The following is a 25,225-nucleotide window of genomic DNA, read 5'->3' as shown; positions in this document are numbered from 1 at the left end:
CGAGAGGCCGCACTCATCGAAGGGGTCGTATGTCACTGCCACTTGAGGGCCTGTCCGCGATCGTCACCGGCGCCGGCCGCGGGCTCGGGCGGGCCGAGGCGCTCGAACTCGCCCTGCTCGGCGCGGCCGTCGTCGTCAACGACTACGGGCAGCCCGGCCGCGACGGCTCGGGCGCGGCCTCCGCCGCTCCCGCCGAGGAGGTCGCCGCCGAGATCCGCGCGGCGGGCGGCACGGCACTCGCCCACACCGGGGACGTCGCCGACTTCCAACAGGCCCGCGCACTGGTCGAGTTGGCCGTCGCCGAGTTCGGCAAGCTGGACATCCTGGTCAACAACGCGGGCATCCTGCGCGACCGCATGGTCTTCTCCATGGCGGAGGAGGAGTGGGACCCGGTGATCAGGGTCCATCTCAAGGGCCACTTCAACACCATCCGTTTCGCCGCCGCACACTGGCGCGAGCGGTCCAAGGCGGCGGGCGGCCCCGTGTACGGGCGGATCGTGAACACCTCGTCGGAGGCGTTCCTGGCGGGATCGGCCGGGCAGCCCAACTACGCGGCCGCGAAGGGCGGGATCGTTGGGCTCACCACCTCCACCGCCCTCGCGCTCGCCAAGTACGGCGTGACCGCCAACGCCATCTGCCCGCGCGCCCGCACCCGCATGACCGAGGACGTCTTCGCGGGCCTCGGCCGGCCGGAGGACGGGCTGGACCCGCTCGCCCCCGAGCATGTCGCCCCGCTCGTCGGCTACTTGGCCTCGCCGGCCGCCGCCCGGGTCAACGGCCAGCTGATCGTCGTACACGGCGGCATGGTGGCGATCGTCGAACGGCCGCAGATCGCCGCCAAGTTCGACAGCAAGCAGGAGACGTTCACCTACGACGAGCTCGACGCGCTGCTCACCCCGCACTACGCGGAGCGGCCGTCGGGGGAGACGTTCGGAGCGGCGGAGGTGCTGGGGCTCAAACGGGGTTGACGCCGGTGTCGACGCGGTGTCGGCGCGGTGTCGACACCGGGGTGGACACGGCAACGGCCCCGTCCCCCGCGGACACGGCAACGGCCCCGTCCCCATGGGGAACAGGGCCGTATGCCATGGCCGGTGCGTGGCCTCAGGCCGCCGTCTCGGTCTTCTCCGCGGCCGGCTTGCGGTGACGGCCGCGGGGAGCCGCCTCGCTGTCCTGGGCCGACACCGGGCCCCGGTGCCTGCCGTGACCGGCGGCCTTCTGAACGTCGTGAACGTCGGCCGGCCCCGGCTGGGTCGTGCTGGCGTTGCTCATCGGAAAACTCACCCCGTCAACATGATCTTTCTTACAGCCGGGCGAGTTTAACCAGACGACCACGGGCCGAATCCAGGCGGCCACGCCAACCGCCACTAGTTCGTTACAAGACCGCCCAACGGCGCTTGCTGCAAGGGCACGGGGCGCGTCGCCGCGGGGGCCGCGGGGGCCTGTGTGGGTGCCGCGTCAGGTCGTTGGCCGTGTGCGGCGCCGTCGTGGCTTGTCGCGCAGTTCCCCGCGCCCCTTTGGGGCGCTTCCCAGCGCATCACTCCACAGGGCACTGCCCCCGTCGCATACGGCAGTTGCAGCACCCCGTCCCGCGTCCACCACCCGGCTCCCGCCAACCACCCCTCGGGCGCCGCGAGATGACGTACCTGCCGCTCGGCGGGCCGCCACACCCCGACCCAGCTCCCGACCGGCCCGTCGACGCGCAACGCCACCCCGCAGGCCTCCGGCGTCAGCACCTGCCCCGGCTGGATCGCGAACGGCGTCACCGCGCAGTCGGGCGTCCGCAGGCACTCCGGGAAACGCACCGGCAGCGTGCTGCCCAGCACACCCCAGCCCAGCCGATCGCGCCCCGGCGAGGGAGCGTCCGACCGGATCAGCAGCAGCCCGCTGTCCGGGTCGGCGAGGAGCAACCGGTCGTCGCTGTCGTCCGTGATCTGCAGCAGCGGCGACACCTCGCCGCCCCGCTCCAGGTCGACCACGACGGCCTTCGTACGGCCCCCGGACTCCCGGTCCAGGGCCAGCATCCGCCCGCCCCGGTCCAGCCACACCCCGCCCGAGCAGCGCCCGGGGACCTCCGCGAGCTGCTCCGGCCCGAAGGCACCCCCCGCCACCAGCCACACCGCGCTGGAGCGCCGGCCCACCGCGAGGGCGTACGCCTTGTCGCCGCCCGGCGCCGGGGGCAGCAACCGCAGCCGGGTCTGCTCGTCGGGGCACTGGACGGCACCCAGTAACAGCTCACCGGTGCCCGGGCCGGTCGGGTACAGCAACGAGAACATGTGCCGTCCGTCGGTCGGGCGGCGGATCAGCACCCGCCCGTCCCCCATCGGCTGCACCTCGGTGCCGGGCTCCTCCGGCTGGTGGGCGGGCAGTGGCACGGCGTAGGGCTCGGGGCCGTCCAGGGTCCAGCGCTCCGGGAACCAGCAGTCGCGGTCCAGCGCGAGCCGGGCGGCGTAGGAACCGTCCGCCGTGATGGTGCATCCCGCCCGAGGCGCGTCGTCGTCCTCGTGCTCCGCCGCAGGCTCGATCGCACAGGCCGTCATGGTCCGGTCACCTCCAGTCACGAAGCTAGTTTTCGCACGCACAGGCGTGGGATCGGCAAGGTTCCGCTTCACACAAAGGGGTGGCCGAGGAACGATTCGCCTGAGGTGGCGGGGGTGAATGTGCTGGGCGGGGCAGGTCGTGGCCGCGGGTGGGCAGGGAGGCGACCGCGGGGGGCGATCCGGCAGCTCCGGCACAGGTACAGCCGTACGGAACAGCCAGGTAGCCTTGCCCCCGTGCCCCGTCTGTCTGAAGTCATCGCCGCGCTGGAGAACCTGTGGCCCGCCGAGCGGGCCGAGTCCTGGGACGCGGTCGGCACCGTCGTGGGCGACCCCGACCAGGCGGTCTCGCGGGTCCTGTTCGCCGTCGACCCGGTCCAGGAGATCGTCGACGAGGCGGTGAAGCTGGGCGCCGACCTGCTGGTCACCCACCACCCGCTCTACCTGCGCGGTACGTCGACGGTGGCGGCCTCCACCTTCAAGGGCCGGGTCGTCCACACCCTCATCAAGAACGACATCGCGCTGCACGTCGCGCACACCAACGCGGACACGGCCGACCCCGGCGTCAGCGACGCGCTGGCCGGCGCGCTGGACCTGCGGGTCGTACGACCGCTGGTGCCGGACGCGACCGACCCGGAGGGCCGCCGGGGCCTCGGCCGGATCTGCGAACTCGACCACCCGCTCACCGTCCGCGAACTCGCCGCCCGGGCCGCCGAGCGGCTGCCCGCCACCGCGCAGGGCATCCGCGTGGCCGGCGACCCCGAGGCGACGGTCCGCACGGTCGCCGTCAGCGGCGGCTCCGGCGACAGCCTCTTCGACCAGGTACGCGCCGCCGGCGTCGACGCCTTCCTCACCGCGGACCTCCGCCACCACCCGGCGTCCGAGGCCGTCGCCCACAGTCCTCTCGCGCTGCTCGACGCGGCGCACTGGGCCACCGAGTGGCCCTGGTGCGAGCTGGCCGCCGCCCAGCTCGACGAGATCTCCGACCGCAACGGATGGGACCTGCGCGTCCACGTCTCGAAGACGGTCACCGACCCCTGGACCGCCCACGCGGCATCCACCCACCCGTCGCCCGCCACCACCCTTCCCGCGAGCGCTTCGCGCGCCCCTTCTGACTCGACATCTGGAGCCCCCAACTGAACGCCGCGCCCGCCGACCAGATCCGCCTCCTCGACGTCCAGGCCCTCGACGTCCGCAAGCAGCAGCTCGCGCACAAGCGGAGGTCGCTGCCCGAGCACGCCGAGATCGAGTCGCTGACCAAGGACCACACGCAGCTGCGCGACCTGCTCGTGGCCGCGCAGACCGAGGAGAGCGACTGCGCCCGCGAGCAGACCAAGGCCGAGCAGGACGTGGACCAGGTGCGCCAGCGCGCCGTCCGCGACCAGCAGCGCCTGGACTCCGGTGCCATCACCTCCCCGAAGGACCTGGAGAACCTCCAGCACGAGATCGCCTCCCTCGCCAAGCGGCAGGGCGACCTGGAGGACATCGTCCTGGAGGTCATGGAGCGCCGTGAGTCCGCGCAGGAGCGGGTCGTCGAGCTGACCGAGCGGGTCGGTGCCGTGCAGGGGAAGGTCGACGACGCGACCGCCCGCCGGGACGCCGCGTTCGAGCAGATCGACGGCGAGGTCGCCTCGGTGACCAAGGAGCGCGAGGTCATCGCCGCCGCCGTCCCGGCCGACCTGCTCAAGCTCTACGACAAGCTGCGCGAGCAGCAGGGCGGCATCGGCGCGGCCAAGCTGTACCAGCGCACCTGCCAGGGCTGCCGCCAGGAGCTCGCCATCACCGAGCTGAACGAGATCCGCCAGGCGGCGCCGGACACCGTGGTGCGCTGCGAGAACTGCCGCCGGATCCTGGTGCGTACGGCCGAGTCCGGCCTCTAGGGAGCCTGTGCCGTGCGGGAGTTCATCGTCGAGGCCGACGGCGGGTCACGGGGCAACCCGGGGCCCGCGGGCTACGGTGCCGTGGTCATCGACGCGGCGACGGGGCAGACGCTGGCCGAGGCGGCCGAGTACATCGGCGTGGCCACGAACAACGTCGCCGAGTACCGGGGTCTGGTGGCCGGCCTGCGCGCCGCGTACGACCTGGACCCCACGGCCACGATCCACGTCCGCATGGACTCCAAGCTCGTCGTCGAGCAGATGTCGGGCCGCTGGAAGATCAAGCACCCCGACATGAAGCCGCTGGCCTTCGAGGCGGCGCGCGTCTTCGCGGCTCCCCAGGTGACGTACGAGTGGATCCCCCGGGAGCAGAACAAGCACGCGGACCGGCTGGCCAACGAGGCGATGGACGCCGGGAAGCGGGGGGAGCAGTGGTCGGCGGCGGCTTCCATGGCGGAGCTGGAGGCGGCTGACGCGAGGGCCGCGAGGGTCGCGCAGGCTGCGGGGACCGCGGCTGAGCCTGAGCCGTCCGGCCCGCCGGGAGACGCCGCCGCGGGCGCGGCGCGGGCGCGTGCGGCGCTGGCCGAAGAGCGGGCCTCCGCGGCCGCCGAGGCCGATGGCGGCGCTGCCCGTGCCGATGTCAGCTCCGCCCGTGCCGATGTCAGGGCCGCCCGCACCGTGGCCGCGCCCTCGTCCGGCTGGGCGCCCGCCGACATGGGCGCGCCCGCCACCTTCGTACTGCTCCGGCACGGCGAGACCCCCCTCACCCCCCAGAAGCGGTTCTCCGGCAGCGGCGGTACCGATCCGGCCCTCTCCGACGTCGGCCGGGACCAGGCCGAGCGCGTCGGTGCGGCCCTCGCCCGGCGCGGCACGATCCAGGCCGTCGTGGCCTCGCCGCTCGCCCGTACCCGGGAGACCGCCGGCATCGTCGCGGCCCGCCTCGGCCTGGAGGTGAGCGTCGAGGACGGTCTGCGCGAGACCGACTTCGGTGCCTGGGAGGGGCTCACCTTCGGAGAGGTGCGCGAGCGTTACCCCGAGGACCTCAACGCCTGGCTGGCCGACCCGGAGGCGCGCCCCACCGGTGACGGCGAGAGCTTCGCGGCGACCGCGACCCGTATCGCCGCCACCCGCGACAAGCTGATCGCGGCCTACGCCGGCCGCACGGTCCTGCTCGTCACGCACGTCACGCCGATCAAGACGTTCGTACGCCTCGCCCTGGGCGCCCCGCCCGAGTCCCTGTTCCGCATGGAACTCTCGGCGGCCTCCCTCTCGGCGGTGGCGTACTACGCCGACGGCAACGCGAGCGTGCGGCTCTTCAATGACACGTCACACCTGCGCGGGTGAGCTTCTGAGGCCGGCGGCGGCCCGCGCCAGCTCCTCGACCCGCGCCCAGTCCCGCGCCGCCACGGCGTCCGCCGGAAGCATCCAACTCCCGCCCACGCAGGCGACGTTGGGGAGTGAGAGATAGCTGGGAGCCGTCGCCGGACCGATCCCGCCCGTCGGGCAGAAGCGGGCCTGCGGCAACGGCCCGTTCAGCGACTTGAGGTACGCCGTACCCCCCGCCGCCTCGGCCGGGAAGAACTTCATCTCCCGCACCCCGCGCTCCAGCAGCGCCACGACCTCCGACGTGGTCGACACCCCCGGCAGGAAAGGCACCCCGGACGCCCGCATCGCCCCCAGCAGTACGTCCGTCCAGCCCGGGCTCACCAGAAAGCGCGCCCCGGCCGCGACGGAGGCGTTCACCTGGTCCGGCGTGATGACCGTGCCGGCCCCGACCACCGCGTCCGGCACCGCGGCGGCGATCTCCCGGATCGCGGCCGGTGCCGCCGGCGTCCGCAGCGTCACCTCGATCGCGGGGAGCCCGCCGGCGACGAGCGCCCGCGCCAGCGGTACGGCGTCGCAGACGTCCTCGATGACGACGACCGGCACGACGGGGGCGAGATCCAGCACGGAGGCGGGCAGGGGAGAGGCCATGGCCTCATCCTGCCGAGGGTGAGCACTGTGCGCAAAGGTCATTGCGCATGTTGCAATGCGCGCCTCCTGTGGATCCCGTTCTGGATCCCAGTTCTGGATCCCGTTGTGGACCCTGCTAGTGGATCTCCGCCACCAGCACATCCAGCGTCCACGCCTTCCCGGCCCTGGCCGGCGCCTCCACCTCGACCTCGTACCCGAGGTCCCGCAAGGCCTCCACCAGCGCGGCCGGATCCTTGGGCGCGGCTCCCGCCGTCAGCAGGCTCCGCACGATCCGCCCCTTCGTGGCCTTGTTGAAGTGGCTGACGACCTTCCGGGTCGGCGCGTGCAGCACCCGTACCGTCGCCGTCCGCCCGGCCACCTCGCCCTTCGGCTTCCACGCCGCCGCGTACGCCGACGACCGCAGATCCAGCACCAGCCCGTCCCCGGCCGCCTCGGGCAGCACCTCCGCCATCGGCGCCCGCCAGTGCGCCCCGAGCGCCCCGAGGCCGGGCAGCTTCACGCCCATCGAGCAGCGGTAGGAGGGGATGCGGTCGTTGACGCGGACCGCGCCCCACAGCCCCGAGAACACCAGCAGCGACCGAGCGGCCCGCTTCTTCGCCGCGGCGTCCAGCGACGCCAGGTCGAGGGCGTCGTACAGCACACCGGTGTAGATCTCCCCGGCCGGCCGCGCACCCGCCGTGGGCAGCTCGACGTTCTTCGCGACCTCCCCCCGCAGCCCCTCACTCAGCCCGAGGACGTCCCGCGCCTTGTCCTCGTCGCCGCGGCACAGTTCGACCAGCTCACGCAGCACGGCCGCCCGGGCTTCGGTGAGTCCCGGCAGGGACAGCGACTCCAGCTTCAGCGAGGCACCCCGACCGGACGAGGCCTTCCCTTCGGAAGGCGGCAGCAGGACAAGCACACGTACTCCTTAGCTCCAACTCCGACACAGAGGGTACGGCGTGCCCGTCGGCGGCCCTCGCCCTAGGCTCGACTCATGCCCCGCCGCCACATCCGAGTGACCGGCGCCCCCGAGGCCCCCCTCCGGGCCGCCCTCACCGCGCTGCGTACCGAACTCGGCGTCTCCGGAAGCTTCCCGCCCGAGGTGCTGGCCGAGGCCGAGCAGGCCGCGAAGGCTCCGGTCCTCCCTTCCCACGACGCCACCGACATCCCCTTCTTCACCATCGACCCGCCCACGTCCACCGACCTCGACCAGGCGATGCACCTGTCGCGGCAGGGCACCGGCTACCGCGTCCGGTACGCCATCGCCGACGTCGCCGCCTTCGTCGTACCGTCGGGCCCCCTGGACCGGGAGGCCCACCGCCGGGTGACGACCCTCTACTTCCCTGACGAGAAGGTCCCCCTGCACCCGACCCTGCTCAGCGAGGGCGCGGCAAGTCTGCTCCCGGCCCAGGTCCGGCCCGCCGTCCTGTGGACGATCGACCTCGACGCGGAGGGCCGTACGCTCGCCGTCGACGTCCGCCGCGCCCTGGTCCGCAGCCGGGCCAAGCTGGACTACGACGGCGTGCAGAAGCAGATCGACGGTGGAACCGCCGAGGAGCCGCCGGCGCTGCTGAAGGAGATCGGGGAGCTGCGGGAGCGGCTGGAGGTGGAGCGGGGCGGGATCTCGCTCAACGTGCCCGAGCAGGAGATCATCGAGCGCGACCACGACCACACCTACGAGCTCGCCTACCGCGCCCCGCTCCCCGCCGACGGCTGGAACGCCCAGATCTCCCTGCTGACCGGAATGGCCGCCGCCGACCTGATGCTGGCGAGCGGCACGGGCATCCTGCGCACCCTCCCGCCCGCCCCCGACGGCGCCGTCGGCCGTCTGCGCCGTACCGCCCACGCCCTGCGCGTCGACTGGCCGCACCACGTCTCGTACGCCTCGCTGGTCCGCTCCCTCGACCCGCACCGCCCGCACCACGCGGCCTTCCTCCAGGAGTGCACGACGCTGTTGCGCGGAGCCGGTTACACGGTCTTCCGGGACGGCGCCCTGCCGGCCATCACCACCCACTCCGCCGTGGCCGCCCCCTACGCGCACTGCACGGCCCCCTTGCGCCGCCTCGCCGACCGCTACGCCTCCGAGATCTGCCTCGCGGCGGCAGCGGGGCAGCCGGTGCCCGACTGGGTGGGGTCCGCCCTCGACGCACTGCCCGCCCGGATGGCCGAGGGCACCCGGCGCGCGGGCACGGTCGAGCGGGAGTGCGTCGACATCGTCGAAGGGGCACTGCTGAAGGACCGGGTGGGGGAGGTGTTCGACGGCTGGGTGGTGGACGTCGAGGAACGTCAACCCGCCGTAGGAACCGTGCAGTTGGAGTCCCCGGCGGTCATCGGCCGGATCGAGGCGAGGGACGGGGGCCGCCTGCCGCTGGGGGAGCGGCTCAGCGTCCGCCTCACGGAAGCGGCGAAGGTGCGGTTCGAGCCCGCTTGACCGCTTGTACGAGGTCGGCGGCCTCGTCGGCGTGGAGGCGCACGAGACGGACGTCCCGCCGGCGGCCCAGGAAGGTGAAGTGGGCTACGGGCTCGGTGAGTTCGAGCGTCACCGTCGTCTGCGCGCCGACAGGGAGGTCGAGCTCACCGTCGGCCCGCTCATGGGTGGTGCGCAGCTCGCGGCGTACGTGCGCGATGTTCTCCAGCGGTATGCGCAGATCGACGTGCGCGGCGCGCCGGACGCGCAGGTGACCGGCGTCGAGCACGTGGGGCCGTACGACGGAGGCGGCGTGCATACCGATGATGATCACGAGGGTGTACATGTCCACCATGAACCATCCCCGTTGCACCGCGGGGTAGTTCCTCAGCAGCACGGACATCGTGATCGACTCGATCACGACCACGAACCCGAACCCCAACATCATCGTGCCCTGCCCGCGCGCGTACCCGAAGCCGGTGCCGTCACCGAGCCCGTGCCGCCGCCGTGCCACCCACAGCGCGAGACTGCCGAGGAGCCGCAGCTCATGCCGGGCGAGGACGAGCACGGTCCGCATCACGGCCCGTCTCCTTCCGTGAGCATGTGCAAGGTACGGCGGATGGCCTCCGCCTGGGCCGGGGCGAAGTCGGCGTAGAAGGCACGCAGGAAACTGTTGTCGGGGTCGACCTCCAACGGCTCCGGGAGCAGATCGCGGGGCAGGCAGTCGGCGAGGGCGCGCGCCGCCTCGTCCACGCGCGGGTCGGTGGGGTCGGCGTCGACGAGCTGATCGAGCAGGGCGTAGGCGGCGAGGGCACGCTCCTTGCCGCCCGGCCGGGCCAGCGCGCTCCCCAGCGCGCCCATGAGCTCCTCCCGCCCCTCGGGATCGGCCGTGGTCTCGATCAGGGCGAGCATCTCGCGGTCCTTGGCGGCCATGGGGGAGTCGGAGACGACGTGCGCCATGTCCTGGAACAGGGCCGCCAGCCGAGGCGACACGGGCCCTTCCGCCGGAAGCCCGCCCTCCGTCTCCAGCAAGGCCCGCAACCGCGCCCGCCGCTCCCGGATGGCATCCTCCTGCCGTGCCAGATCCTCATCGAGCTCGGTGAGCACCTCGACCAGATCCTTCCCGGCATCCTCGGCGAGCACGTCCCGCACCTCCGAGAGCCCCAGCCCCAGCTCCGTCAGCCGCCGAATCCGGGCCAGCACGACCGCGTGCCGCAGGGTGTAGTCCCGATACCCGTTCGGGCGCCGCTCCGGCTCCGGCAGCAGCCCCTGATGGTGGTAGTGCCGCACCGTGCGCGTGGTGACGCCGACGGCGGCGGCGAGTTCTCCGATCCGCATGGGATCAGTAGAGACGTTGACGTCGCGGCAGGGTCAAGGGGACGGCTCGGCGCCTGACGATCGCCGTGCTGGTGTGCCACGATCGAGGGAACGGTTCCCGATCTCTCGGACAGGTGATCTTCCTAATGTCCCAGTCTGGCGAGCGACCGAAGGAGGGGCGTGACATGACTGCCATGGCCCACGAGCCGCTCACGCAGGAAGAGGTCCTGCTGGAGGGCTTTCTCGCCCTGGACACCCCGGAGGGTTTCCGGGCTGAGCTGATCGAGGGGGAGATCGTTGTGACACCGCCGCCGGACGGGGATCACGAGGACTACATCAATGTGATCGTGAAACAGGTGATCCGGCGGGCCCGGACCGACATGGACTTCTCCGGTAACAAGGGACTGAGACTTAAGAGCGGAGACACCTGCCCGAAGAATCACGCGGTGCCGGATACGACCTTTGCACCCACGCACCTTCGACTCTTCCGGGGTGCCGATTCCTGGATGCCATGCGAGGGCGTTGCGATGGTTGTTGAGGTCACGTCCTCCAAGCCGAAGGCCGATCGCGAGGCCAAATGCCGCTGCTACGCACGCGGTGGCATCCCCCTGTACCTGCTCGTCGATCGTGACACCTCTCAGATCACCCTGTTCAGTGCCCCGGAGAAAGACGATTATCGTCAGCACTCCACCCTCCCATTTGGCAAGCCGCTTGCTCTCCCGGAGCCCTTCGCCTTCGACCTGGACACCACGGACTTTCTCTGACGCTCCCGGTGTTGTCCCCCAGGCCGGCCGAAGGGGGATGCGTGGTGAGGGAACAGGCCCTGTGGACCAGGGCGCGGCTCGGCCGGGGCGGCCCCCCGCTCGACCTGCTCACCGCCCGCTTCGACCGGCACGTCTACGCCCCGCACGCCCACGACGAGTTCACGATCGGCGTGTGCGTCGCCGGCAGCGAGATCATCGACTACCGCGGCGGCCGCATCCGCCCGACCCCCGGCTCCATCGTCGTACTGGCACCGGAAGAGATGCACACAGGCGGCCCGGCCGAGCCCGGGGGCTACGCCTACCGGGCCCTGTACGCCGGGACGTCCCTGCTGACCGACGGCACCCTGGGCACGGACGTTCCGCATTTCCCGGACCCCCTCCTCCGCGACCCCGAACTGTCCGCCGCCCTACGCCTCACCCACACCGACCTCGCCGCCTGCCCCGACCCCCTGGAGGCCGAGTCCCGCCTCCCCTGGCTCCTGACAGCCCTCGCCCGCCGCCACTCCACGGCCCGCGCGGCGAGCGACACGGTGCCGGGCGCCGCCCACATCGCGCACGCCGTACGCGACCGCCTGGCCGACGAGCTGACAGCCCCACCCTCCCTCGCGGCCCTGGCCACCGACCTGGGTCTCTCCCGCTACCAACTGCTCCGCGCCTTCCGCACGGCGATGGGAGTACCGCCGTACGCCTGGCTCGCCCAGCACCGCGTGAGCAGGGCGCGCTGCCTGCTGGAGACGGGCCTGAGGCCCGCGGAAGTCGCGGTCCTGGTCGGCTTCGCGGACCAGGCGCACCTGACCCGCTGGTTCCGGCGGGTGCTGGGGGTGACTCCGGCGGCGTACCGCAACAGCGTTCAAGACAGGGGTCGGTAGGGCGGCCGAGAGTTCAGCGTATGAGTGCACGCGGTTGGTTTCTGTTCGCCCTGATGAGCGTCGTCTGGGGCATCCCCTACCTGATGATCAAGGTGGCGGTGGAGGCGGTCTCCCCGTCGACTGTGGTGTTCACGCGCTGCGCGCTGGGCGCGGCACTGCTGCTGCCGTTCGCGATCCGCCAGGGCGGCCTGAGCGGGACCCTACGACGCCACTGGCGTCCCATGCTGGCGTTCGCGTGCATAGAGATCATCGGCCCCTGGTGGACCCTGACGGACGCCGAACGCCACCTGTCCAGCTCGACGGCGGGCCTGCTGATCGCGGGCGTGCCGATAGTCGGGGTGGCCTTGGCCCGCTTCTTCGGAGCCACGGAACACCTGGGTATCCGCCGCCTGACCGGCCTCACCCTGGGCCTGGCCGGCGTGGCGACCCTCACGGCCCCGCACCTGACGGGCGGCGACGCCCGCTCCCTGACGGAGGTCCTGCTGACGGTGCTGGGCTACGCGACGGCCCCGCTGATAGCGGCGCGCTGGCTGAAGGACGTTCCGTCCCTGCAGCTCACGGCCGCGTGCCTGACGCTGGCGGCACTGGTGTACGCCCCGGCGGCGGCACTGACCCGCCCGTCCGCCGTGCCCTCCGCCGAGGTCCTGGTCGCCCTCGCGGTGCTCGGCGCGATCTGCACGGCGGTCGCCTTCGTGGCGTTCCTGGAGCTGATCAAGGAGGTGGGTCCGACGCGGGCGACGGTGTTCACGTACGTCAACCCGGCGGTGGCGGTGGGGGCGGGGGCGGTGTTCCTGGACGAGCACCTGACGGCGGGGGTGGTCGCCGCCTTCGTATTGATCCTCGCCGGATCGGTCCTGGCGACGGCCGCCCCGCGCAGGCCGGTAACATGGTCCCCACGGCAGACGAGCCGGGCGGACGGCCGCGTGGAGTCCCCTTAGGGGGCTTCCCGAGGAACGTCCGGGCTCCACAGGGCAGGGTGATGGCTAACGGCCACCCGGGGTGACCCGCGGGACAGTGCCACAGAAAGCAAACCGCCCAGCGCTTCGGCACTGGGTAAGGGTGAAACGGTGGTGTAAGAGACCACCAGTGCTCAGGGTGACTTGAGCAGCTAGGTAAACCCCACCCGGAGCAAGGTCAAGAGGAGCGCTGTAAAAGGCACTCTGCGCGGACGTTCGAGGGCTGCCCGCCCGAGTCCGCGGGTAGACCGCAGGAGGCCGGTGGTAACGCCGGTCGTAGATGGATGGCCGTCGCCCGGGGGCCCGTGAGGGGCCCTGGGAACAGAACCCGGCGTATAGCCCGACTCGTCTGCCGCTGCCTGCGGCTTTACTTCGGAAGGGGCTTCTGGCCTGCGCCGGAGGCTGTCCGTCCGTAGGCTCGTGTACCCGCGTCACGACGGCGGGACGCTGCCCGGGATAAGGGTGCGCAGCAAAGCCTGAGTTCTCGTGTCGTCCGAGTACAGGACTGTGCCGGCCAGGCCCCTCGTGAGGAGTACCTTGTAGCGGTTTCGCGTGAGGCTTTCGAAGTGGCTGGGCGAAGCGTGGCGCAGGCTGCTGTCCTTGCATTCCGTCGGATTAGTGCGCCACCCGTCGCCTGCCCAGACCAGATCCTTGCCGAGGATTACGCCGTTCCAAGCGTATTCGAAGCCCTGAGCCGTGTAGATGCAGCCGATTTGCCCGATCCCTGCTTGTTCGGTGGCCCAGAGCGAGGATCGCGGGGCGCCGCTAACCTCGCGCTCCCCCTTGACGTTCCATGGCCGACGCCATTCGCCTATGACCACGTCGTCGACCAGACTGCCGTCCCTTCGCGGATCACTCCATGGCCAGCAGAAGCCGGCGGTCATACGCGCGGTGGATCCAGCTGCTTGCCGCGCGTGAAGGTACGCCTCCATCGCTTGTGGAGTGTCGGCAAGCAGCAGCTCGAAGTTCGGCTCGGGCTTCCAAGGAACCGGTCCTCCGGGCTCCAAACCCAGGAGACGTCGTACCCAGTGTTCATAGGCGCGGCTCCCGCCGCAGCGGAACTGCTCATTGAGGTCGACGTGACGGACCACGCACCCCCGTGCTTTTGCAGCCCGATCAATCTCCCGAACGCTTCCCATCTCGTCAGGGCGAACTACCTGGTGCTCATCAAGAAGAAACACCGGAACCCTGGCGGCGTCTATAAGCTCCTCAACCTGGCTTCGTCCGCTTCTGTGGATGTTCAAGGGGCTCTGGGTTCTGGAATGGTGGCGGATGCGGTGTGCTTCATCGCAGATGAGAACATCGAGATCGTTCCTTTCTATAGTGCGGAAGTCGAGGAAGTAGCGGAAGAGTTTGACGACGCGTTCGTTCTTCTGGCCGACGACGTGGCGGAGGGTGGTGGTGAAGGATTTTGAGCCGGTAGCATGGACGACATTCCGTCGGTTTCTGCCGAGGTAGCTCATGAGGTGGAGAGCTATCAGGCTCTTTCCTGAGCCAGGTCCCCCTGATACCACTATCACCTCCTTGGTGTCTGACCTCCGTGATATGGAAACTGCACGCTTGACCAGGGAGGCCGCGACCTGTTGTTCGTCCATGAGTCGGAAATTGCCGCCGTAGAGGATCTCGTCAGCAGCCGCTTGCATGAGTTGAAAAAGCGTGGAGCGGGAACGCTCTGTGAGTCGCTCCATCAAAGCTGCGTTGCTGGTGCCTTGCAGTGCGCGTGCGGACATTCGTATGAGTGCCACCAGTGATCTCCGTATGCTTGGTCAGCAACAATGCGTAAGATGCGAGCTTGGTCAGCCTTCGCATGGGCATCGACACTCAAAGCTCTTCGGCCTCGGGTCCTCGTTAGTCGGAGGTCTTCCTCAAGGTGCGTCACCCTGCGGCCCCTTGTTCTTCATTGATTGAGCACGACGAAGGAGAACGAGCCTCGTAGCGGGCTACGCCACTGCTGGCACCTTGGCTCCGGCTGCCGGATGGATGAGCGACCGCAGCTTCTCGCGCGTCTCCGCGTCCGTCGAATAGAGGATCGTGCCGACCATGCCGCGAGTCAGCAGCACCTTGTAGGTGTTGCGGACAAGCCGGTCGATGTCCTCGTCGGATGTTGCCTTGGTGAAGGACGGGTCCTTCGATGCCGAGCGGTCCACGATCCAGCGGTCTGTCCGCCACAGCAGGTCGGGGCCGATGATGACGCCCGACCAGTCGTACTCGAAGCCCTGGGCGGTGTAGACGCAGCCGATCTGGCCGAAGCCGGCAGGGTCGGTGGCCCATAGAGGGGCGGGCGGTGCGCCAAGTACGGATCTGTCGCCGTACACGTTCCAGGGGCGAGCCCACTCACCGATGGTGACGTCGGTGGGGAGTGCCGCCATGCCGGGGGTGATCTTTGTCGTCCACTTCCAGCAGTAGCCGGCCGACATCCGTGCGCCGTAGTCCTCTTCGCGGCGCGCGATGAGGAAGTCCTCCAGTTCCTGGGGGCTCTCAGCGGTCAGCAGCTTGAACTTGCCGTCCGGCTCCCAATGGTGGGGCGTGCCGCCGTCCAGGCCGAGGAGGTCAATGACCCACTTCTCGTACGCCTCGCTGCCGCCGCACCGGAACTGGCCGTCCAGCTCCACCACCGTGCAGTCCACACCTTGCGCAGCGGCGGCCCGCTGGATCGCCTCCTTGGTGCCCATCTCGCCGGGGCGCACCACCTGGTGCTGGTCGAGGAGGAACACCGGTACCCGGGCCGCGTCGATCAGCTCCGCGACCTGGGGGCGGCCGGTGCGCAGCTCCGCCTTCGTGTAGCGGTTGGCAGAGGTCTTCCGCAGGCGGTGGGCCTCGTCGCAGATCAGTACGTCGAGGTCGTTCGGCTCGGCGTCCATGAAGCTGTTGAAGTACTTGAAGAGCTGCTGGACCTCCCGCTTCCGTTCTCCCGCGACCTTCCGCATGGTCTTGGTGAACGACTGTGAACCGGTCGCATGGAGAGTGGGTACCCCGCGCCGGTACAGCTCGCCCAGCAGGGACATCGCGATCACGCTCTTGCCGGAGCCGGGTCCGCCGGTCACCACGATCACCTGCTTGTGATTGGACCGCCTGGCCTTGCGTACGGCGGACATCACGTTCTCGTAGGCGACGCGCTGCTCGGCGATGAGCACGAACTGCTCGCGGTCGCGGATCTCGGCCGCCGCGACGGACATCAGCTGCTTCGACGGCCGTACCTTGGCGTCGAGCAGTACGTCCGCCGCCTGGGCGCCGGGCTTGGCGGCGAGGCGCGAGCGTAGGAAGTCGAGGAAGACACCCCGCTGTTCGCCGGTGTACATCCGACCGTGCTGGTCCTCCTCGACGCCCCGCAGCCCCGCGACGCCGAACTCGGTCGCGTTGTGGAGGAAGGCCACACCGGCCAGCGACTGGGGCATCCGCTCCAACGCCCCGTTGAACGACAGTAGGTACTCGCAGTAGCCCCGCACCTGCTCGATCGGGTTCAGCACGGGCTCCGTGTAGGAGTCGATCCGGCACAGGAGGGGCTCGTCCTCCTCGGGGTAGGCCGTGCTCCACTGCTTCAGTTCCACGACTACGTACGACGGTTCGCCGGTGGTCGGGTGGACGCCGGCGAGTACGGCGTCAGCACGCTTGCTGGTGAGAGGCAGGCTGTATTCGACGAGCACCTCGACGTTGTCGAGCTCGGCCTCGATGAGTGCGTTGACGAGTGCGGGCAGGCTGCGTTCCCAGGACCGTATCTCTGCCAAAGCGGGTCTCCGGCCATGCTGGTGACGGAAGTTCTCGGTCAGATGCAGCGCCAGCGACCCATCGAGGATGCGGGCGGCCACGGATGCCGCGGACTCACGGAACAGCAAGAAAACGCCCCCAGGCAGCACGAAGAAGACTCGTGCGGGTGGGGGCATGTCCTCCGGTGTCCGCCGTAGGCGGATCAGGAAGCCCGTCGGGCCGCTGAGATGGTGCTTGCCATCCTAAGTGAGCGTCTCGATCAAGAGGAGAGGACCGGGGAGGGGTCGATCTGGTGGCGCGATGGCACGCAGAGGCTGGGCGGCAGGGTCAGCTCTGTTCTCGCCGAGAGCTGCTGGCTGTCCAACATCACGGGAGAGGGTCGCGCAGGGTCAGAGGGCGTCCACCCCGCTCACCTTCCACCCCTCGTCCGTGCGCGTCATCGTCATCCGCACCCGGTTCAGGTCCACCCGAGACCCGGAGACCTGCGTGCTCTCGGTGACCTGGTTGACGAAGAGCAGGACCACGGCCTTCTCCGGGGAGGCCGAGACGACGGAGGCCGCCGGGGATCCGCCGGAGGCAGGGGCGGCGACCGTTGCCTTCACCACGCCGTGGTACTTCTCGGCCGTCGGGGCGACCACGGTCTTCGTGGTCTTGGCGTACTCGTCGCGGAAGTCACCGGTCAGGTGGGCGCGGGCCCGGGCGAAGTCCCGGTCCAGGTGGCGGTAGTCGTACGACAGGACGGCCGGGGCCGCCTTGCGGGCGGCCGTGAGCGCCTCGGCTCGGGCGCTCTCCGCCTCACGGCCCTCCCGGTACTGCCAGCCGAGTACGGCCATCGCCACCAAGCCCGCCACGAGCAGTACGCCGAGCAGTGCTGTGAGCAGCCTTCGGCGGTGGGGGGTGCGTCGTTCCTCGGGTGCGTCGTCCTCGAACGCCTCCGGCGACGGCTCCGGTGGGTCCTGCCAGCCGTTCTTCGGGGCCTCGACCAGGACGGTGCGGCCCGCGAGGGGGCGCCCGGTTCCGCCCTCGGATTCCGCGACGGAGCCGCGGTGGCTCCGTTCCGCGCGCTTGGCTGCTGCGCGGGCTGCCGCCGTCATCGTGCGACCGGTTGTCGTCTTCGTCATGGTCGTACTCCTCATTGGTGGTGCTTGTCAGCCGACGAACTCGACGTTCGACGTCAACCAGCGGCCGTCCCGGTGCACCACGTCCAGCTGCAGGCGATACGTGCGCGCCTCCCCGTGAGGCACCGCGGTGTTGGTCACCCTGCTGTCGGCCACCACCAGGACGCGGGCCGAGTTCTCGTCGGAGCGGACGATGCCCGCCTCCAGGACCTGGCCTTCCGACACCGACTTGTTCTGGTCCACCAGCTTGGTCAACTGCTTCGTCTGTGCCGCGAACTGCTTCTTGAAGTCGCCGGTCGCCCCGGCCAGGACGTTCGCGCTGTCGCGGTCGTAGTGGCGGTAGTCGAGCGAGGTGAAGTTAAGCGCCGACTGGCGGGCCGCGGCCAGGATGTCCTGGCGGCGCTGGTCCGCCTCACGCTGTGCGTGGAGGCCGAGGGCCGTCCAGATCGTCAGGGCGGTGACCACGACCGTCGCCGCCACCAAAGCCGCCGACGTGGCGCGTGCCGACAGGGCCTTTCTCATGCCATGGGGCCAACGAGCAGCCATTGCCACGACTCCTTTCCGAACACGGCCCGCTGGCCGCCCGTCGAGCCGATCTCGACGGTCCTTCCGTCCGGGCCGGTGGTGGTGCCGGTCTCCGGGTCGTACGGGGTGACGTATGCCGTCTGCCGAGCGCCGCCGTAGGCGGCCGACCCGCCCGGGGCGTTCTGCGCGCCCCGTACCGACGACTCGCTGCCCCGCGGGAGAGTGCAGCGGGCGTCGGTGTTCGCCTCGCGGGTGCTGGTGTCGGCCGGATCGCGGCGTGCCGTGCCGTAGCCCTGGGTGCAGGCCGGCGGGTCGTCGGCGTTCAGCACCAGGCCGAAGTGGGTCGTGCCGTCGCCGGGGATGACCGTGTAGCTGCCCGCCACCATCACCGGGAAGGTGACCAGGGCCTGCTCCACGCCGGGCAGGCGGGCCAACGTCACCTGGCCGCCGCTGATCAGGTTGGCCAGCAGGACCGACAGCTCCGGGGCGGCCGACTTCAGGAGGGAGTTCACTTCCTGTGCCGCCGGCCGGGCATTGCCGATCAGCCTGCGCAGGTCCCCGTCGCTCTCCTTCAACTGGGCGGAGAGCGACGCCAGATCGCGCGCGAACGACTTGATCGACGAGCCCTGGTCCGCCTGAGTCTTCAGTACCTTCCGTGAGTCCTCGATCAGGGAGATCGTCTCGGGCAGCGCCTCCGACGCCGACTCGACCAGTTCGTTTCCCGAGTCCACCAGGCGGCTCAGGTTCGGGCCGGTTCCGGTGAAGGCCTCGCCCAGTTCGTCGATCGTCACCCGGAGGTCCTTCTTGCCGACCGAGTTGACCAGGCGGTCCAGGCTGAGGACCAGGTCGGTCGTCGGCAGCGGTACCCGGGTGTTCCGACGCGGGATGTCGCTCCCGTCCAGCAAGTACGGGCCGTGGGACGTGCGCGGCTGCAGGTCGACGTATTGCTCGCCCACCGCCGAGCGGTTCGCCACCACCGCCAGCGTGTCCGCGGGGATGCGAGGCGCCCCGTCCTCGATGTCGAGGGCGATCGAGACCCCGTCCCTGCCCGTCAGGTGCAGCGCGCCGACCTTGCCCACGGGCACTCCGCGGTACGTCACCTCGGCGCCGGGGAAGACGCCCCCGGAGTCGGGGAAGTCCGCGCGGACGGTGTAGCCGCGGTCCAGGACTTCGTCCACCAGGCCGGTGTACTCCGCGCCCACGTACGACACACCTACGGCGGTGATGGCGGTGAAGGCCAGCAGTTGGAACTTGACCGTACGGGTGATCACGGCTGGACCCCCTTCAGCATCAGCTCGGCGAGTTCGAGGTCGATCCCCTCGGGCCAGTCGCCCGCAGCCACCCAGGCGGCGGTGCACACCGGCGGGCACAGCGGGTCTCCGCCGCCGCCGGAGGGGGCCGAAGGAGACGGCGTCGCGGTCGGACCGTTCGGCAACGCCGTGGGCGTCGGCACACCCGGCACATTCGGCACACCCGGCACCTCCGGGAGATCCGGTACGTCCGGGAGACCCGGGGTCTCGGGGAGCTCGGGTCCCTGAGGGGCCCCGTCGCCACGGCCGTCCCCGCCCGGCTTGTCCGTCAAGTTGCCGTAGATCCCCGCCAGATCGAGGTCCGCCGTGATGTGCAGGTTGACGTAGTCCCCCTTGATCGCGTCCACCGCGTTGCGCGGGAACGGGTAAGTCGTCAGCAGTTCAAGGGAGTTGGGCAGGTCGTCGCCCGCCTTGTTGAGCTGTTGCAGGATCGGGCGCAGCTGCTTGAGGTTGGCGACCGTGTCGTCGTGCGAGGCGTTGACCACCTTGGTGCCCGTCCTGCCCAGCTTCGACAGTGCCGTGAGCATCCTCGTCAGGTCGCGCCGCTGGTCGGCCAGCACCTTCAGGGCCGGCGGCATCGTGTCGACGGCCTCGGCGATGGTCTTCTTCTCCTTGCCGAGGCGCCCCGCGAGCCGGTCCACGGACTTCAGTGCCCGGACGATGTCCTTCTTCTGCTCGTCCAGGCCGCCCAGGAAGACGTTCAGCTCCTTGAGCAGGGACTTGACCCGGTTCTCCCGCCCCTCCAGGGCCTTGTTCAGCTCCACGGTGATCGTCTTCAGCTGGGCCACCCCGCCGCCGTTCAGCAGGGCCGACAGCGCGGACAGCACCTCCTCGATCTCCGGGTTGCGGCCGCTGCGGGACAGGGGGATCACGTCGCCGTCGCCGAGGCGGCCGACCGGAGCCGTCTCCACCGGCCGCGACAGCGCCACGTACTTCTCGCCGAGCATGCTGGTCTGCCGTAGCTCCGCGATCGTGTTCGCGGGCAGGGTCACCGAGTCGGCGACGCGCAGGCGTACGCGTGCGTGCCAGCCGTCCAGCTCCACCTTCTCGACCGCGCCCACGGTGACGTTGTTGACCTTCACCGCCGACTGCGGCACGAGGTCGAGTACGTCACGGAACTCGACGGTCACGTGGTACGCGTTGCCGTCCGAGGCCGCTCCGCCGGGGAGCGGGACGTCGTACCAGCCGTTGACCTCGCAGCCGGTCAGCAGCAGCGAACCGACCGCCGCCCAGGCCATCGCCCCGGCCCCGCCCCTGCGCAGGCCGCTCATGCGCTCGCCCCCAGGATCCCGCCGAGCGTCCGGTCGACCGTGCCGGTGACCGCCGTGCCCGGTGGCCCTTCCGGTACCTCCGGCACTTCCGGCAGCGAGTCGAACAGCTTCCTCAGCTCCGCGCAGTCGGGGTTCTCGCCGCCCTCGTCCCCGGTCGTCCTCAGTACCGAGCACAGCAGCGACGCCGGGTCCTGCGCCTGGTCGGCGTTGTTGCGGGTGTCGAGGGTGCCGGCCGACGGGTTGTAGGCGTTGTTCAGGTTCGACATGCCGGTCGGCGCCACCTCCAACAGCTCCTCCAGCGCCGCCCGTTGGGTGACCAGCACTTTGGTCACCTTGCTGAGACCTTCCACGTTCGAGGTCAGTGACTTCTTGTTCTTCTTCACGAAGTCGGACACGTCGCCCAGCGCCGTCCCCAGGTTCTTCAGCGCGGCCGCCAAGTCCTCGCGTTCGCCCGCCAGTTGACCGGCGACCTTCGCGAGGCTGCCGTTGAACGACCGCACACTCTTGTCGTCCGCCGCCAGCGCCGCCGTGAAGACCTGGAGGTTGCGGATCGTGCCGAACAGGTCCGTGCGGCCGTCGGACAGGGTCGTGACCGCCTTCGAGAGGTCCTCGACCGTCCGGTGGAGGTTCTTGCCCTGGCCGTCCAGGTTCTCCGCGCTCACCCCGAGCAGCCGCGACAGCGAGCCGTCCTTGTTGGCGCCCTCGGGGCCGAGTGCCTCGGCCGTGGTGTGCAGGCTGTCGAAGACACGGTCCAGCTCGACGGGTACGGCCGTACGCGACTCGGGGATCTCGTCCCCGGTCCGCAGCACCGGACCCTCGCCCCCGTACACCGGCAGCAGCTGTACGTAGCGGTCGCTGACCACCGAGGAGTTGATGATGGCCGCCTGCGCGTCCGCGGGGACCTCGCGGTCGGCCTCGTACTCCAGCTCCACCCGCACCCGGCCGCCCTCCGGCGTGATCTCCCTGACCTCGCCGATCCGGACGCCGAGGACGCGGACGTCCGAGCCGGGGTAGATGCCGACGGTGCGCGGGAAGTACGCCGTGACGCGGACGGGCTCGGGGCGCGGCCACAGGACGTAGGTGAGCGCGGCGAGGAGGGACAGTGCGGTGAGCAGCGTCAGCCGCTTTCTCACCTTGAGGGGGATGTTCACCGTGCCGACCCTCCCGTCCGCGGCACCACCGGAGCCGCGACCAGGTTCTGGACGTAGGAGTCGAACCAACGGCCGTTGCCGAGGGTGTTGGTGAAGAGCCGGACGTAGGGAGCCAGGAGCTTGATGCTGCGGTCCAGGCTGGACTGATTCCGTTCGAGCATGTCCACCACGCGGTTCAGGCCCTTGAGCGCGGGCCCGATCTCCTTGTCGTTGTCCTGGACCAGGCCGGAGAGCTGGATGCCGAGGGCGGCGGAGCTCTTCAGCAGTTTGTGGATGGCCTCGCGCCGTCTGCTGATCTCCTTGAACAGCTTGTCGCCGTCCTTGACCAGGGCGGTGAAGTCCCCCGAGCGGTCGGCCAGTACGCCCGTGACGCCGTTGGCGTGGTCGAGCAGCTCGCGCAGCGCCTTGTCGCGGGAGGCCACCGTCCGGGAGATCCGCGACAGGCCCTCGAGTGACGCCCGCACTTCTTCCGGTGAGTCCTCGAAGGTGGTGGAGATGGTGTCCAGGGCCTTCGCCACGCGGTCAGTGTCCACCTTCTCGCTCGTGGTGGTGAGGTCGCTGAAGGCCTGTACGACGTCGTACGCCGGGACAGTGCGCTTGAGCGGGATCTCACTGCCGGGCGCCAACTGGCCCCCGCCCTCGGGGTGCAGCGCGAGGTACTTCGCGCCGAGGATCGTCTTGACCCGGATCGACGCGCCGGTCTCGGTGCCGAAGCCCGGCTCGCCCTTGACCTTGAAGGTGACCTTGACGTGGTTTCCGTCCAGGTCGACCTCCTCGACCTTGCCGACCTTGACTCCGGCGATCCGCACCTCGTCGCCCGGCTTGAGACCGCCCGCCTCCGCGAAGGCCGCGCTGTACGTCTCGCCGCCGCCGATCACCGGGAGGCGGTCGGCGTTGAAGGCGGCCACCGTCAGCAGTGCGAGGACGGTGAGGCCGACCGCGCCGATGACGACGGGGTTGCGCTCTCGGAACGGGGAGAGGTGCGGGCGGCGGATACGGGGGAGCCGTATGCGGGGCGGCTCGACCCGCACCCTGATCAGCGGTTGGCGGCGGGGCTGGCGGCGCGGCAGGAGCCGTACCTTCGGCAGCCGGATGCGCGGCAGCCGCGGGGGCTCCACCCGGACCTTGAACAGCGGCTCGGGACCTTGTTTACGGCTCATGCCCCACACCTCGCCCTCGCCACATGCATGTCGGGCGTGAGCACCTGCTGTGACGTCGACTCCGTCTTCGGCAGCACGATCCGGCCGTCGAAGTCGCACAGGTAGAAGTTGAACCACGAGCCGTAGGACGCCGTCCCCGTCAGCTCGCCCAGCTTGTTCGGCAGCCGCTTCAGGACGCCCTCCACGGTCTTCTCGTTGTCGTTCAGCGTTCCGGTGAGCTCGGTCAGCTCGGCGATGTCGTCCTTGAGTGGCGGACGCGCGTCCTTCAGCAGGCCCGACGTGGCCTCGGTCAGATCGCCGATGCTCACCAGCGACTGCCCGATGGGCTTGCGGTCGGCGGACAGGCCCGAGATGACCCGCCGCAACTGCTCGAGCAGCCCGGAGAAGCGGCTGCCCCGCTTGTCCAGCGTCTCCAGCACGGTGTTGAGGTTGTCGATCACCGAGCCGATCAGCTTGTCGCGGCCGGCCAGGGTCGAGGTGAGCGACGCCGTGTGCACGAGCAGGCTGTTGACGGTGCCGCCCTCGCCCTGGAGCGTCTTGATGATCTCCGTGGCGAGCTGGTTGACGTCCTTCGGGCTGAGCGCGGCGAACAGCGGCTTGAAGCCGTTCAGCAGCGCGTTGAGGTCCAACGCCGGTTGCGTGCGTGCCAGCGGGATCGTCGCGCCGGGCCGCAGCAGCCGGGTGCCGTCGCCCGCGCCCTCGGTCAGCGCGACATAGCGCTGCCCCACCAGGTTGCGGTACCGGATGACCGCGCCCGTGCCGGTGAGCAGCGGCCGGTCCCGGCCGACCGTGAAGGTGACCTCGGCCAGCGTCCGGTCCTTGATCCGGATGCCCTCGACCTCGCCGACCCGCACCCCGGCCACCCGGATGTCGTCGCCCTCCTCCAGGCCGGTCACGTCGCTGAACACCGCGCGATAGCGATGTTCCGGGGTGAAGGAGACGTTCACGATGGTGGCGGCGAGCAGGGCCGTCGCCACGATCGTCACCAGCGCGAAGAGGCTGAACTTGATGAGGGGGGCCGCGGTCCGTCGTGCGCTCATGCCACACTCACCGCCGTCCCGCGCACCAGCGGCCCGAACAGCAGCGTCGTGACCGGCGGCACCTCGTCGGCGGGCACACCCAGCACGGGCGCCACGAGCGAGCCGACCGCCCGCTGCTCGGCCCGCGTGGCGGAGGCGCCGAGCGGGCCGCCCGCGGACGAACCCCCGGACCTCGAACCGTCGTCGAGGTGTGCCCCGGGCGCCGGCACCGGCGGACTCGGCAGATCACGGCAGTCGGGCCCCGACCGCTCGCCGTAACGCGGCTCCTCGCCCGGCTCGTACGCCCCCTGCGGCCGTACGACCTCCAGCGTGATGTGCATCCTGCCGCCCCGGAACGCCTCCTCCGAGGCCTTCTCCTGCCGGACCAGACCGGCCAGCAGGCACGGGTATTCGGGGGAGTAGCGGGCGAACAGCTCCAGTGTCGGACGCGAGACCTGGCCGAGGGTGATCAGCCGGTCCCCGTTCGCGTCGAGGAAGTCCTCGGCGGTGCCCGCCACGGCGGCCGTGGTCTTCAGGGCCGCCGCCAGCCGGTCCTTCTGGTCGACGATCGTGCGGCTGGTGGTGACGGTGTTGCGCAGGATCTCCATCAGGTCGGGCGCCGCGTCGCCGTAGATCTCGGCGACCTCGGCGAAGCGGGCGATGTCCTCGGTGAGGGACGGCAGATGGGGGTTGAGGCGGCGCAGGTAGGCCTCCAGACGCGTGAGGTTGTCGCCGATCCGGTCGCCGCGGCCTTCGAGGGCGGTGGCGAACGCGGCGAGGGTGGCGTTGAGCTTGCCGGGCTGGACGGTTCGCAGCAGGGGCAGCAGGTCGTTCAGCAACTGCTGCACCTCGATGCCGACTCGGGTGCGGTCCTGGGTGATGACGTCACCGGCGCGGATCGGACGAGCCGCGGAGGGCCCGGCTCCGGCGAGCGGCACCAGATCGACGTACTTCTCGCCGAACAGCGTCTTGGGCAGCAGCCGCGCGTGCACGTCCGACGGGATGTGGGCGACGTACTCCGGCTTGAGCGCGATGTCGAGCGTCGCCTTCGTCCCGTCGGCCCGCACCTCGCGCACCTCGCCGACCAGCAGCCCGCGCAGCTTGACGTCGGCGCGCGGATCGAGCTGGTTGCCGAGGCTGTCGGCCTCCAGGGTGATCCGGACGACCGGCGTGAACACCTGCCGGTAGACGGCCACGGACAACGACAGCAGCAACGCGAGTACGGCGAGGAAGACGACGCCGTACAACCTCAGTCTCAGCACCCTCGGTACCCTTCGCACCCTCATCGG

General features: G+C 70.4%; 23 protein-coding genes, 1 other RNA gene and 1 pseudogene. 9 read left to right on the top strand and 16 right to left on the bottom strand.

Annotation, left to right across the window (positions count from 1 at the left end):
• Nucleotides 1-29: 29 nt before the first annotated feature.
• Complete coding sequence (locus ABIE67_RS14675; protein ID WP_370257010.1) at nucleotides 30-968, top strand: 3-oxoacyl-ACP reductase; 939 nt, start codon at nucleotides 30-32, stop codon at nucleotides 966-968.
• Nucleotides 969-1,101: 133 nt separating this feature from the next.
• Here ABIE67_RS14675 and ABIE67_RS14670 read toward each other — a convergent pair whose 3' ends face one another.
• Nucleotides 1,102-1,269 carry a hypothetical protein gene (locus ABIE67_RS14670; protein WP_370257008.1) on the bottom strand — a complete coding sequence of 56 codons (168 nt, stop codon included), beginning with the start codon at nucleotides 1,267-1,269 and terminating at the stop codon, nucleotides 1,102-1,104.
• A gap of 95 nt (nucleotides 1,270-1,364) precedes the next feature.
• A complete protein-coding gene (locus ABIE67_RS14665) occupies nucleotides 1,365-2,537 on the bottom strand; it encodes a hypothetical protein (protein ID WP_370257007.1) in 1,173 nt (390 codons plus the stop codon).
• Nucleotides 2,538-2,771: 234 nt separating this feature from the next.
• Here ABIE67_RS14665 and ABIE67_RS14660 point away from each other — a divergent pair, with 234 nt between their 5' ends.
• The 3 genes from ABIE67_RS14660 to ABIE67_RS14650 are packed head-to-tail and all read left to right on the top strand — an operon-like array spanning nucleotide 2,772 to nucleotide 5,755.
• Nucleotides 2,772-3,674 (top strand): Nif3-like dinuclear metal center hexameric protein, encoded by a 903-nt coding sequence (locus ABIE67_RS14660; protein WP_370257005.1) that lies wholly within the window; start codon nucleotides 2,772-2,774, stop codon nucleotides 3,672-3,674.
• Complete coding sequence (locus ABIE67_RS14655; protein ID WP_370268604.1) at nucleotides 3,671-4,414, top strand: zinc ribbon domain-containing protein; 744 nt, start codon at nucleotides 3,671-3,673, stop codon at nucleotides 4,412-4,414. The genes ABIE67_RS14660 and ABIE67_RS14655 overlap by 4 nt, the downstream gene beginning before the upstream one ends.
• Before the next feature lie 12 nt (nucleotides 4,415-4,426).
• Nucleotides 4,427-5,755: a bifunctional RNase H/acid phosphatase gene (locus ABIE67_RS14650; RefSeq protein WP_370257003.1), complete on the top strand. Its 1,329-nt coding sequence runs from the start codon at nucleotides 4,427-4,429 to the stop codon at nucleotides 5,753-5,755.
• On the opposite strand, the gene eda is transcribed toward ABIE67_RS14650, so the two are convergent.
• On the bottom strand, nucleotides 5,738-6,385 hold the full coding sequence (gene eda, locus ABIE67_RS14645; RefSeq protein ID WP_370257000.1) for a bifunctional 4-hydroxy-2-oxoglutarate aldolase/2-dehydro-3-deoxy-phosphogluconate aldolase: 648 nt from the start codon (nucleotides 6,383-6,385) through the stop codon (nucleotides 5,738-5,740). The two genes, ABIE67_RS14650 and eda, sit on opposite strands and share 18 nt — an antisense overlap.
• Before the next feature lie 115 nt (nucleotides 6,386-6,500).
• Nucleotides 6,501-7,283, bottom strand: a complete 783-nt coding sequence (gene yaaA, locus ABIE67_RS14640) for a peroxide stress protein YaaA (RefSeq protein ID WP_370256996.1) — start codon at nucleotides 7,281-7,283, stop codon at nucleotides 6,501-6,503.
• Nucleotides 7,284-7,358: 75 nt separating this feature from the next.
• On the opposite strand from yaaA, the gene ABIE67_RS14635 reads away from it, so the two are divergent.
• Nucleotides 7,359-8,795 carry an RNB domain-containing ribonuclease gene (locus tag ABIE67_RS14635; RefSeq protein WP_370256990.1) on the top strand — a complete coding sequence of 479 codons (1,437 nt, stop codon included), beginning with the start codon at nucleotides 7,359-7,361 and terminating at the stop codon, nucleotides 8,793-8,795.
• On the opposite strand, the gene ABIE67_RS14630 is transcribed toward ABIE67_RS14635, so the two are convergent.
• Both ABIE67_RS14630 and ABIE67_RS14625 read right to left on the bottom strand, forming a co-directional pair.
• Nucleotides 8,758-9,348 carry a hypothetical protein gene (locus tag ABIE67_RS14630; protein ID WP_370268602.1) on the bottom strand — a complete coding sequence of 197 codons (591 nt, stop codon included), beginning with the start codon at nucleotides 9,346-9,348 and terminating at the stop codon, nucleotides 8,758-8,760. The two genes, ABIE67_RS14635 and ABIE67_RS14630, sit on opposite strands and share 38 nt — an antisense overlap.
• On the bottom strand, nucleotides 9,348-10,109 hold the full coding sequence (locus ABIE67_RS14625) for a MerR family transcriptional regulator (protein WP_370256987.1): 762 nt from the start codon (nucleotides 10,107-10,109) through the stop codon (nucleotides 9,348-9,350). Before ABIE67_RS14625 ends, ABIE67_RS14630 begins: the two co-directional genes overlap by 1 nt.
• A 173-nt stretch (nucleotides 10,110-10,282) precedes the next feature.
• Here ABIE67_RS14625 and ABIE67_RS14620 point away from each other — a divergent pair, with 173 nt between their 5' ends.
• The 4 genes and pseudogenes from ABIE67_RS14620 (at nucleotide 10,283) to rnpB (ending at nucleotide 13,029) form a co-directional block, all read left to right on the top strand.
• Entirely contained in the window at nucleotides 10,283-10,852 is a 570-nt protein-coding gene (locus ABIE67_RS14620; protein WP_370268600.1) for a Uma2 family endonuclease, read from the top strand.
• A 44-nt stretch (nucleotides 10,853-10,896) separates the two neighbouring features.
• Complete coding sequence (locus ABIE67_RS14615; protein WP_370268596.1) at nucleotides 10,897-11,721, top strand: AraC family ligand binding domain-containing protein; 825 nt, start codon at nucleotides 10,897-10,899, stop codon at nucleotides 11,719-11,721.
• Between the two features lie 20 nt (nucleotides 11,722-11,741).
• Nucleotides 11,742-12,521, top strand: a pseudogene (locus ABIE67_RS14610) (DMT family transporter); the annotation flags it as partial.
• Nucleotides 12,522-12,624: 103 nt separating this feature from the next.
• An RNA gene (gene rnpB / locus ABIE67_RS14605) (RNase P RNA component class A) lies at nucleotides 12,625-13,029 on the top strand.
• Nucleotides 13,030-13,108: 79 nt separating this feature from the next.
• Here the strand turns inward: rnpB and ABIE67_RS14600 are convergent.
• The 10 genes from ABIE67_RS14600 to ABIE67_RS14555 form a co-directional block, all read right to left on the bottom strand.
• The gene (locus ABIE67_RS14600; RefSeq protein WP_370256984.1) at nucleotides 13,109-14,365 is read right to left on the bottom strand and encodes a DUF2075 domain-containing protein; all 1,257 of its coding nucleotides are present in this window, start codon (nucleotides 14,363-14,365) and stop codon (nucleotides 13,109-13,111) included.
• A 252-nt stretch (nucleotides 14,366-14,617) separates the two neighbouring features.
• Nucleotides 14,618-16,510 (bottom strand): DNA/RNA helicase domain-containing protein, encoded by a 1,893-nt coding sequence (locus ABIE67_RS14595; RefSeq protein WP_370256981.1) that lies wholly within the window; start codon nucleotides 16,508-16,510, stop codon nucleotides 14,618-14,620.
• Between the two features lie 261 nt (nucleotides 16,511-16,771).
• Nucleotides 16,772-17,503 carry a hypothetical protein gene (locus ABIE67_RS14590; RefSeq protein ID WP_370256977.1) on the bottom strand — a complete coding sequence of 244 codons (732 nt, stop codon included), beginning with the start codon at nucleotides 17,501-17,503 and terminating at the stop codon, nucleotides 16,772-16,774.
• Between the two features lie 27 nt (nucleotides 17,504-17,530).
• The gene (locus ABIE67_RS14585) at nucleotides 17,531-18,022 is read right to left on the bottom strand and encodes a hypothetical protein (RefSeq protein WP_370256974.1); all 492 of its coding nucleotides are present in this window, start codon (nucleotides 18,020-18,022) and stop codon (nucleotides 17,531-17,533) included.
• The gene (locus ABIE67_RS14580) at nucleotides 18,019-19,296 is read right to left on the bottom strand and encodes an MCE family protein (protein WP_370256973.1); all 1,278 of its coding nucleotides are present in this window, start codon (nucleotides 19,294-19,296) and stop codon (nucleotides 18,019-18,021) included. Before ABIE67_RS14580 ends, ABIE67_RS14585 begins: the two co-directional genes overlap by 4 nt.
• Nucleotides 19,293-20,606: an MCE family protein gene (locus ABIE67_RS14575; protein WP_370256971.1), complete on the bottom strand. Its 1,314-nt coding sequence runs from the start codon at nucleotides 20,604-20,606 to the stop codon at nucleotides 19,293-19,295. The genes ABIE67_RS14580 and ABIE67_RS14575 overlap by 4 nt, the downstream gene beginning before the upstream one ends.
• Entirely contained in the window at nucleotides 20,603-21,727 is a 1,125-nt protein-coding gene (locus ABIE67_RS14570; protein ID WP_370268592.1) for an MCE family protein, read from the bottom strand. Before ABIE67_RS14570 ends, ABIE67_RS14575 begins: the two co-directional genes overlap by 4 nt.
• 26 nt (nucleotides 21,728-21,753) lie before the next feature.
• The gene (locus ABIE67_RS14565; protein ID WP_370256970.1) at nucleotides 21,754-22,917 is read right to left on the bottom strand and encodes an MCE family protein; all 1,164 of its coding nucleotides are present in this window, start codon (nucleotides 22,915-22,917) and stop codon (nucleotides 21,754-21,756) included.
• The gene (locus ABIE67_RS14560) at nucleotides 22,914-23,957 is read right to left on the bottom strand and encodes an MCE family protein (RefSeq protein ID WP_370256968.1); all 1,044 of its coding nucleotides are present in this window, start codon (nucleotides 23,955-23,957) and stop codon (nucleotides 22,914-22,916) included. The genes ABIE67_RS14565 and ABIE67_RS14560 overlap by 4 nt, the downstream gene beginning before the upstream one ends.
• Nucleotides 23,954-25,222, bottom strand: coding sequence for an MCE family protein (locus tag ABIE67_RS14555; RefSeq protein ID WP_370256967.1), 1,269 nt, complete (start codon nucleotides 25,220-25,222; stop codon nucleotides 23,954-23,956). Before ABIE67_RS14555 ends, ABIE67_RS14560 begins: the two co-directional genes overlap by 4 nt.
• Nucleotides 25,223-25,225 lie beyond the last annotated feature (3 nt).

The organism is Streptomyces sp. V4I8 (assembly GCF_041261225.1).
Taxonomy (GTDB): domain Bacteria; phylum Actinomycetota; class Actinomycetes; order Streptomycetales; family Streptomycetaceae; genus Streptomyces.
This window is presented reverse-complemented; position numbering and strand designations above follow the sequence as displayed.

Excerpts from the sequence above, each read along its gene's own strand:
- ABIE67_RS14625 (WP_370256987.1), bottom strand. The coding sequence starts at position 10,109 with ATGCGGATCGGAGAACTCGCCGCCGCCGTCGGCGTCACCACGCGCACG.
- ABIE67_RS14555 (WP_370256967.1), bottom strand. The coding sequence starts at position 25,222 with ATGAGGGTGCGAAGGGTACCGAGGGTGCTGAGACTGAGGTTGTACGGC.
- ABIE67_RS14665 (WP_370257007.1), bottom strand. The coding sequence starts at position 2,537 with ATGACGGCCTGTGCGATCGAGCCTGCGGCGGAGCACGAGGACGACGAC.
- ABIE67_RS14575 (WP_370256971.1), bottom strand. The coding sequence starts at position 20,606 with ATGAGCGGCCTGCGCAGGGGCGGGGCCGGGGCGATGGCCTGGGCGGCG.
- ABIE67_RS14565 (WP_370256970.1), bottom strand. The coding sequence starts at position 22,917 with ATGAGCCGTAAACAAGGTCCCGAGCCGCTGTTCAAGGTCCGGGTGGAG.
- ABIE67_RS14670 (WP_370257008.1), bottom strand. The coding sequence starts at position 1,269 with ATGAGCAACGCCAGCACGACCCAGCCGGGGCCGGCCGACGTTCACGAC.
- ABIE67_RS14585 (WP_370256974.1), bottom strand. The coding sequence starts at position 18,022 with ATGAGAAAGGCCCTGTCGGCACGCGCCACGTCGGCGGCTTTGGTGGCG.
- ABIE67_RS14635 (WP_370256990.1), top strand. The coding sequence starts at position 7,359 with ATGCCCCGCCGCCACATCCGAGTGACCGGCGCCCCCGAGGCCCCCCTC.
- ABIE67_RS14600 (WP_370256984.1), bottom strand. The coding sequence starts at position 14,365 with ATGGAGCGACTCACAGAGCGTTCCCGCTCCACGCTTTTTCAACTCATG.
- ABIE67_RS14630 (WP_370268602.1), bottom strand. The coding sequence starts at position 9,348 with ATGCGGACCGTGCTCGTCCTCGCCCGGCATGAGCTGCGGCTCCTCGGC.
- ABIE67_RS14620 (WP_370268600.1), top strand. The coding sequence starts at position 10,283 with ATGGCCCACGAGCCGCTCACGCAGGAAGAGGTCCTGCTGGAGGGCTTT.
- eda (WP_370257000.1), bottom strand. The coding sequence starts at position 6,385 with ATGGCCTCTCCCCTGCCCGCCTCCGTGCTGGATCTCGCCCCCGTCGTG.
- ABIE67_RS14675 (WP_370257010.1), top strand. The coding sequence starts at position 30 with ATGTCACTGCCACTTGAGGGCCTGTCCGCGATCGTCACCGGCGCCGGC.
- ABIE67_RS14560 (WP_370256968.1), bottom strand. The coding sequence starts at position 23,957 with ATGAGCGCACGACGGACCGCGGCCCCCCTCATCAAGTTCAGCCTCTTC.
- ABIE67_RS14590 (WP_370256977.1), bottom strand. The coding sequence starts at position 17,503 with ATGACGAAGACGACAACCGGTCGCACGATGACGGCGGCAGCCCGCGCA.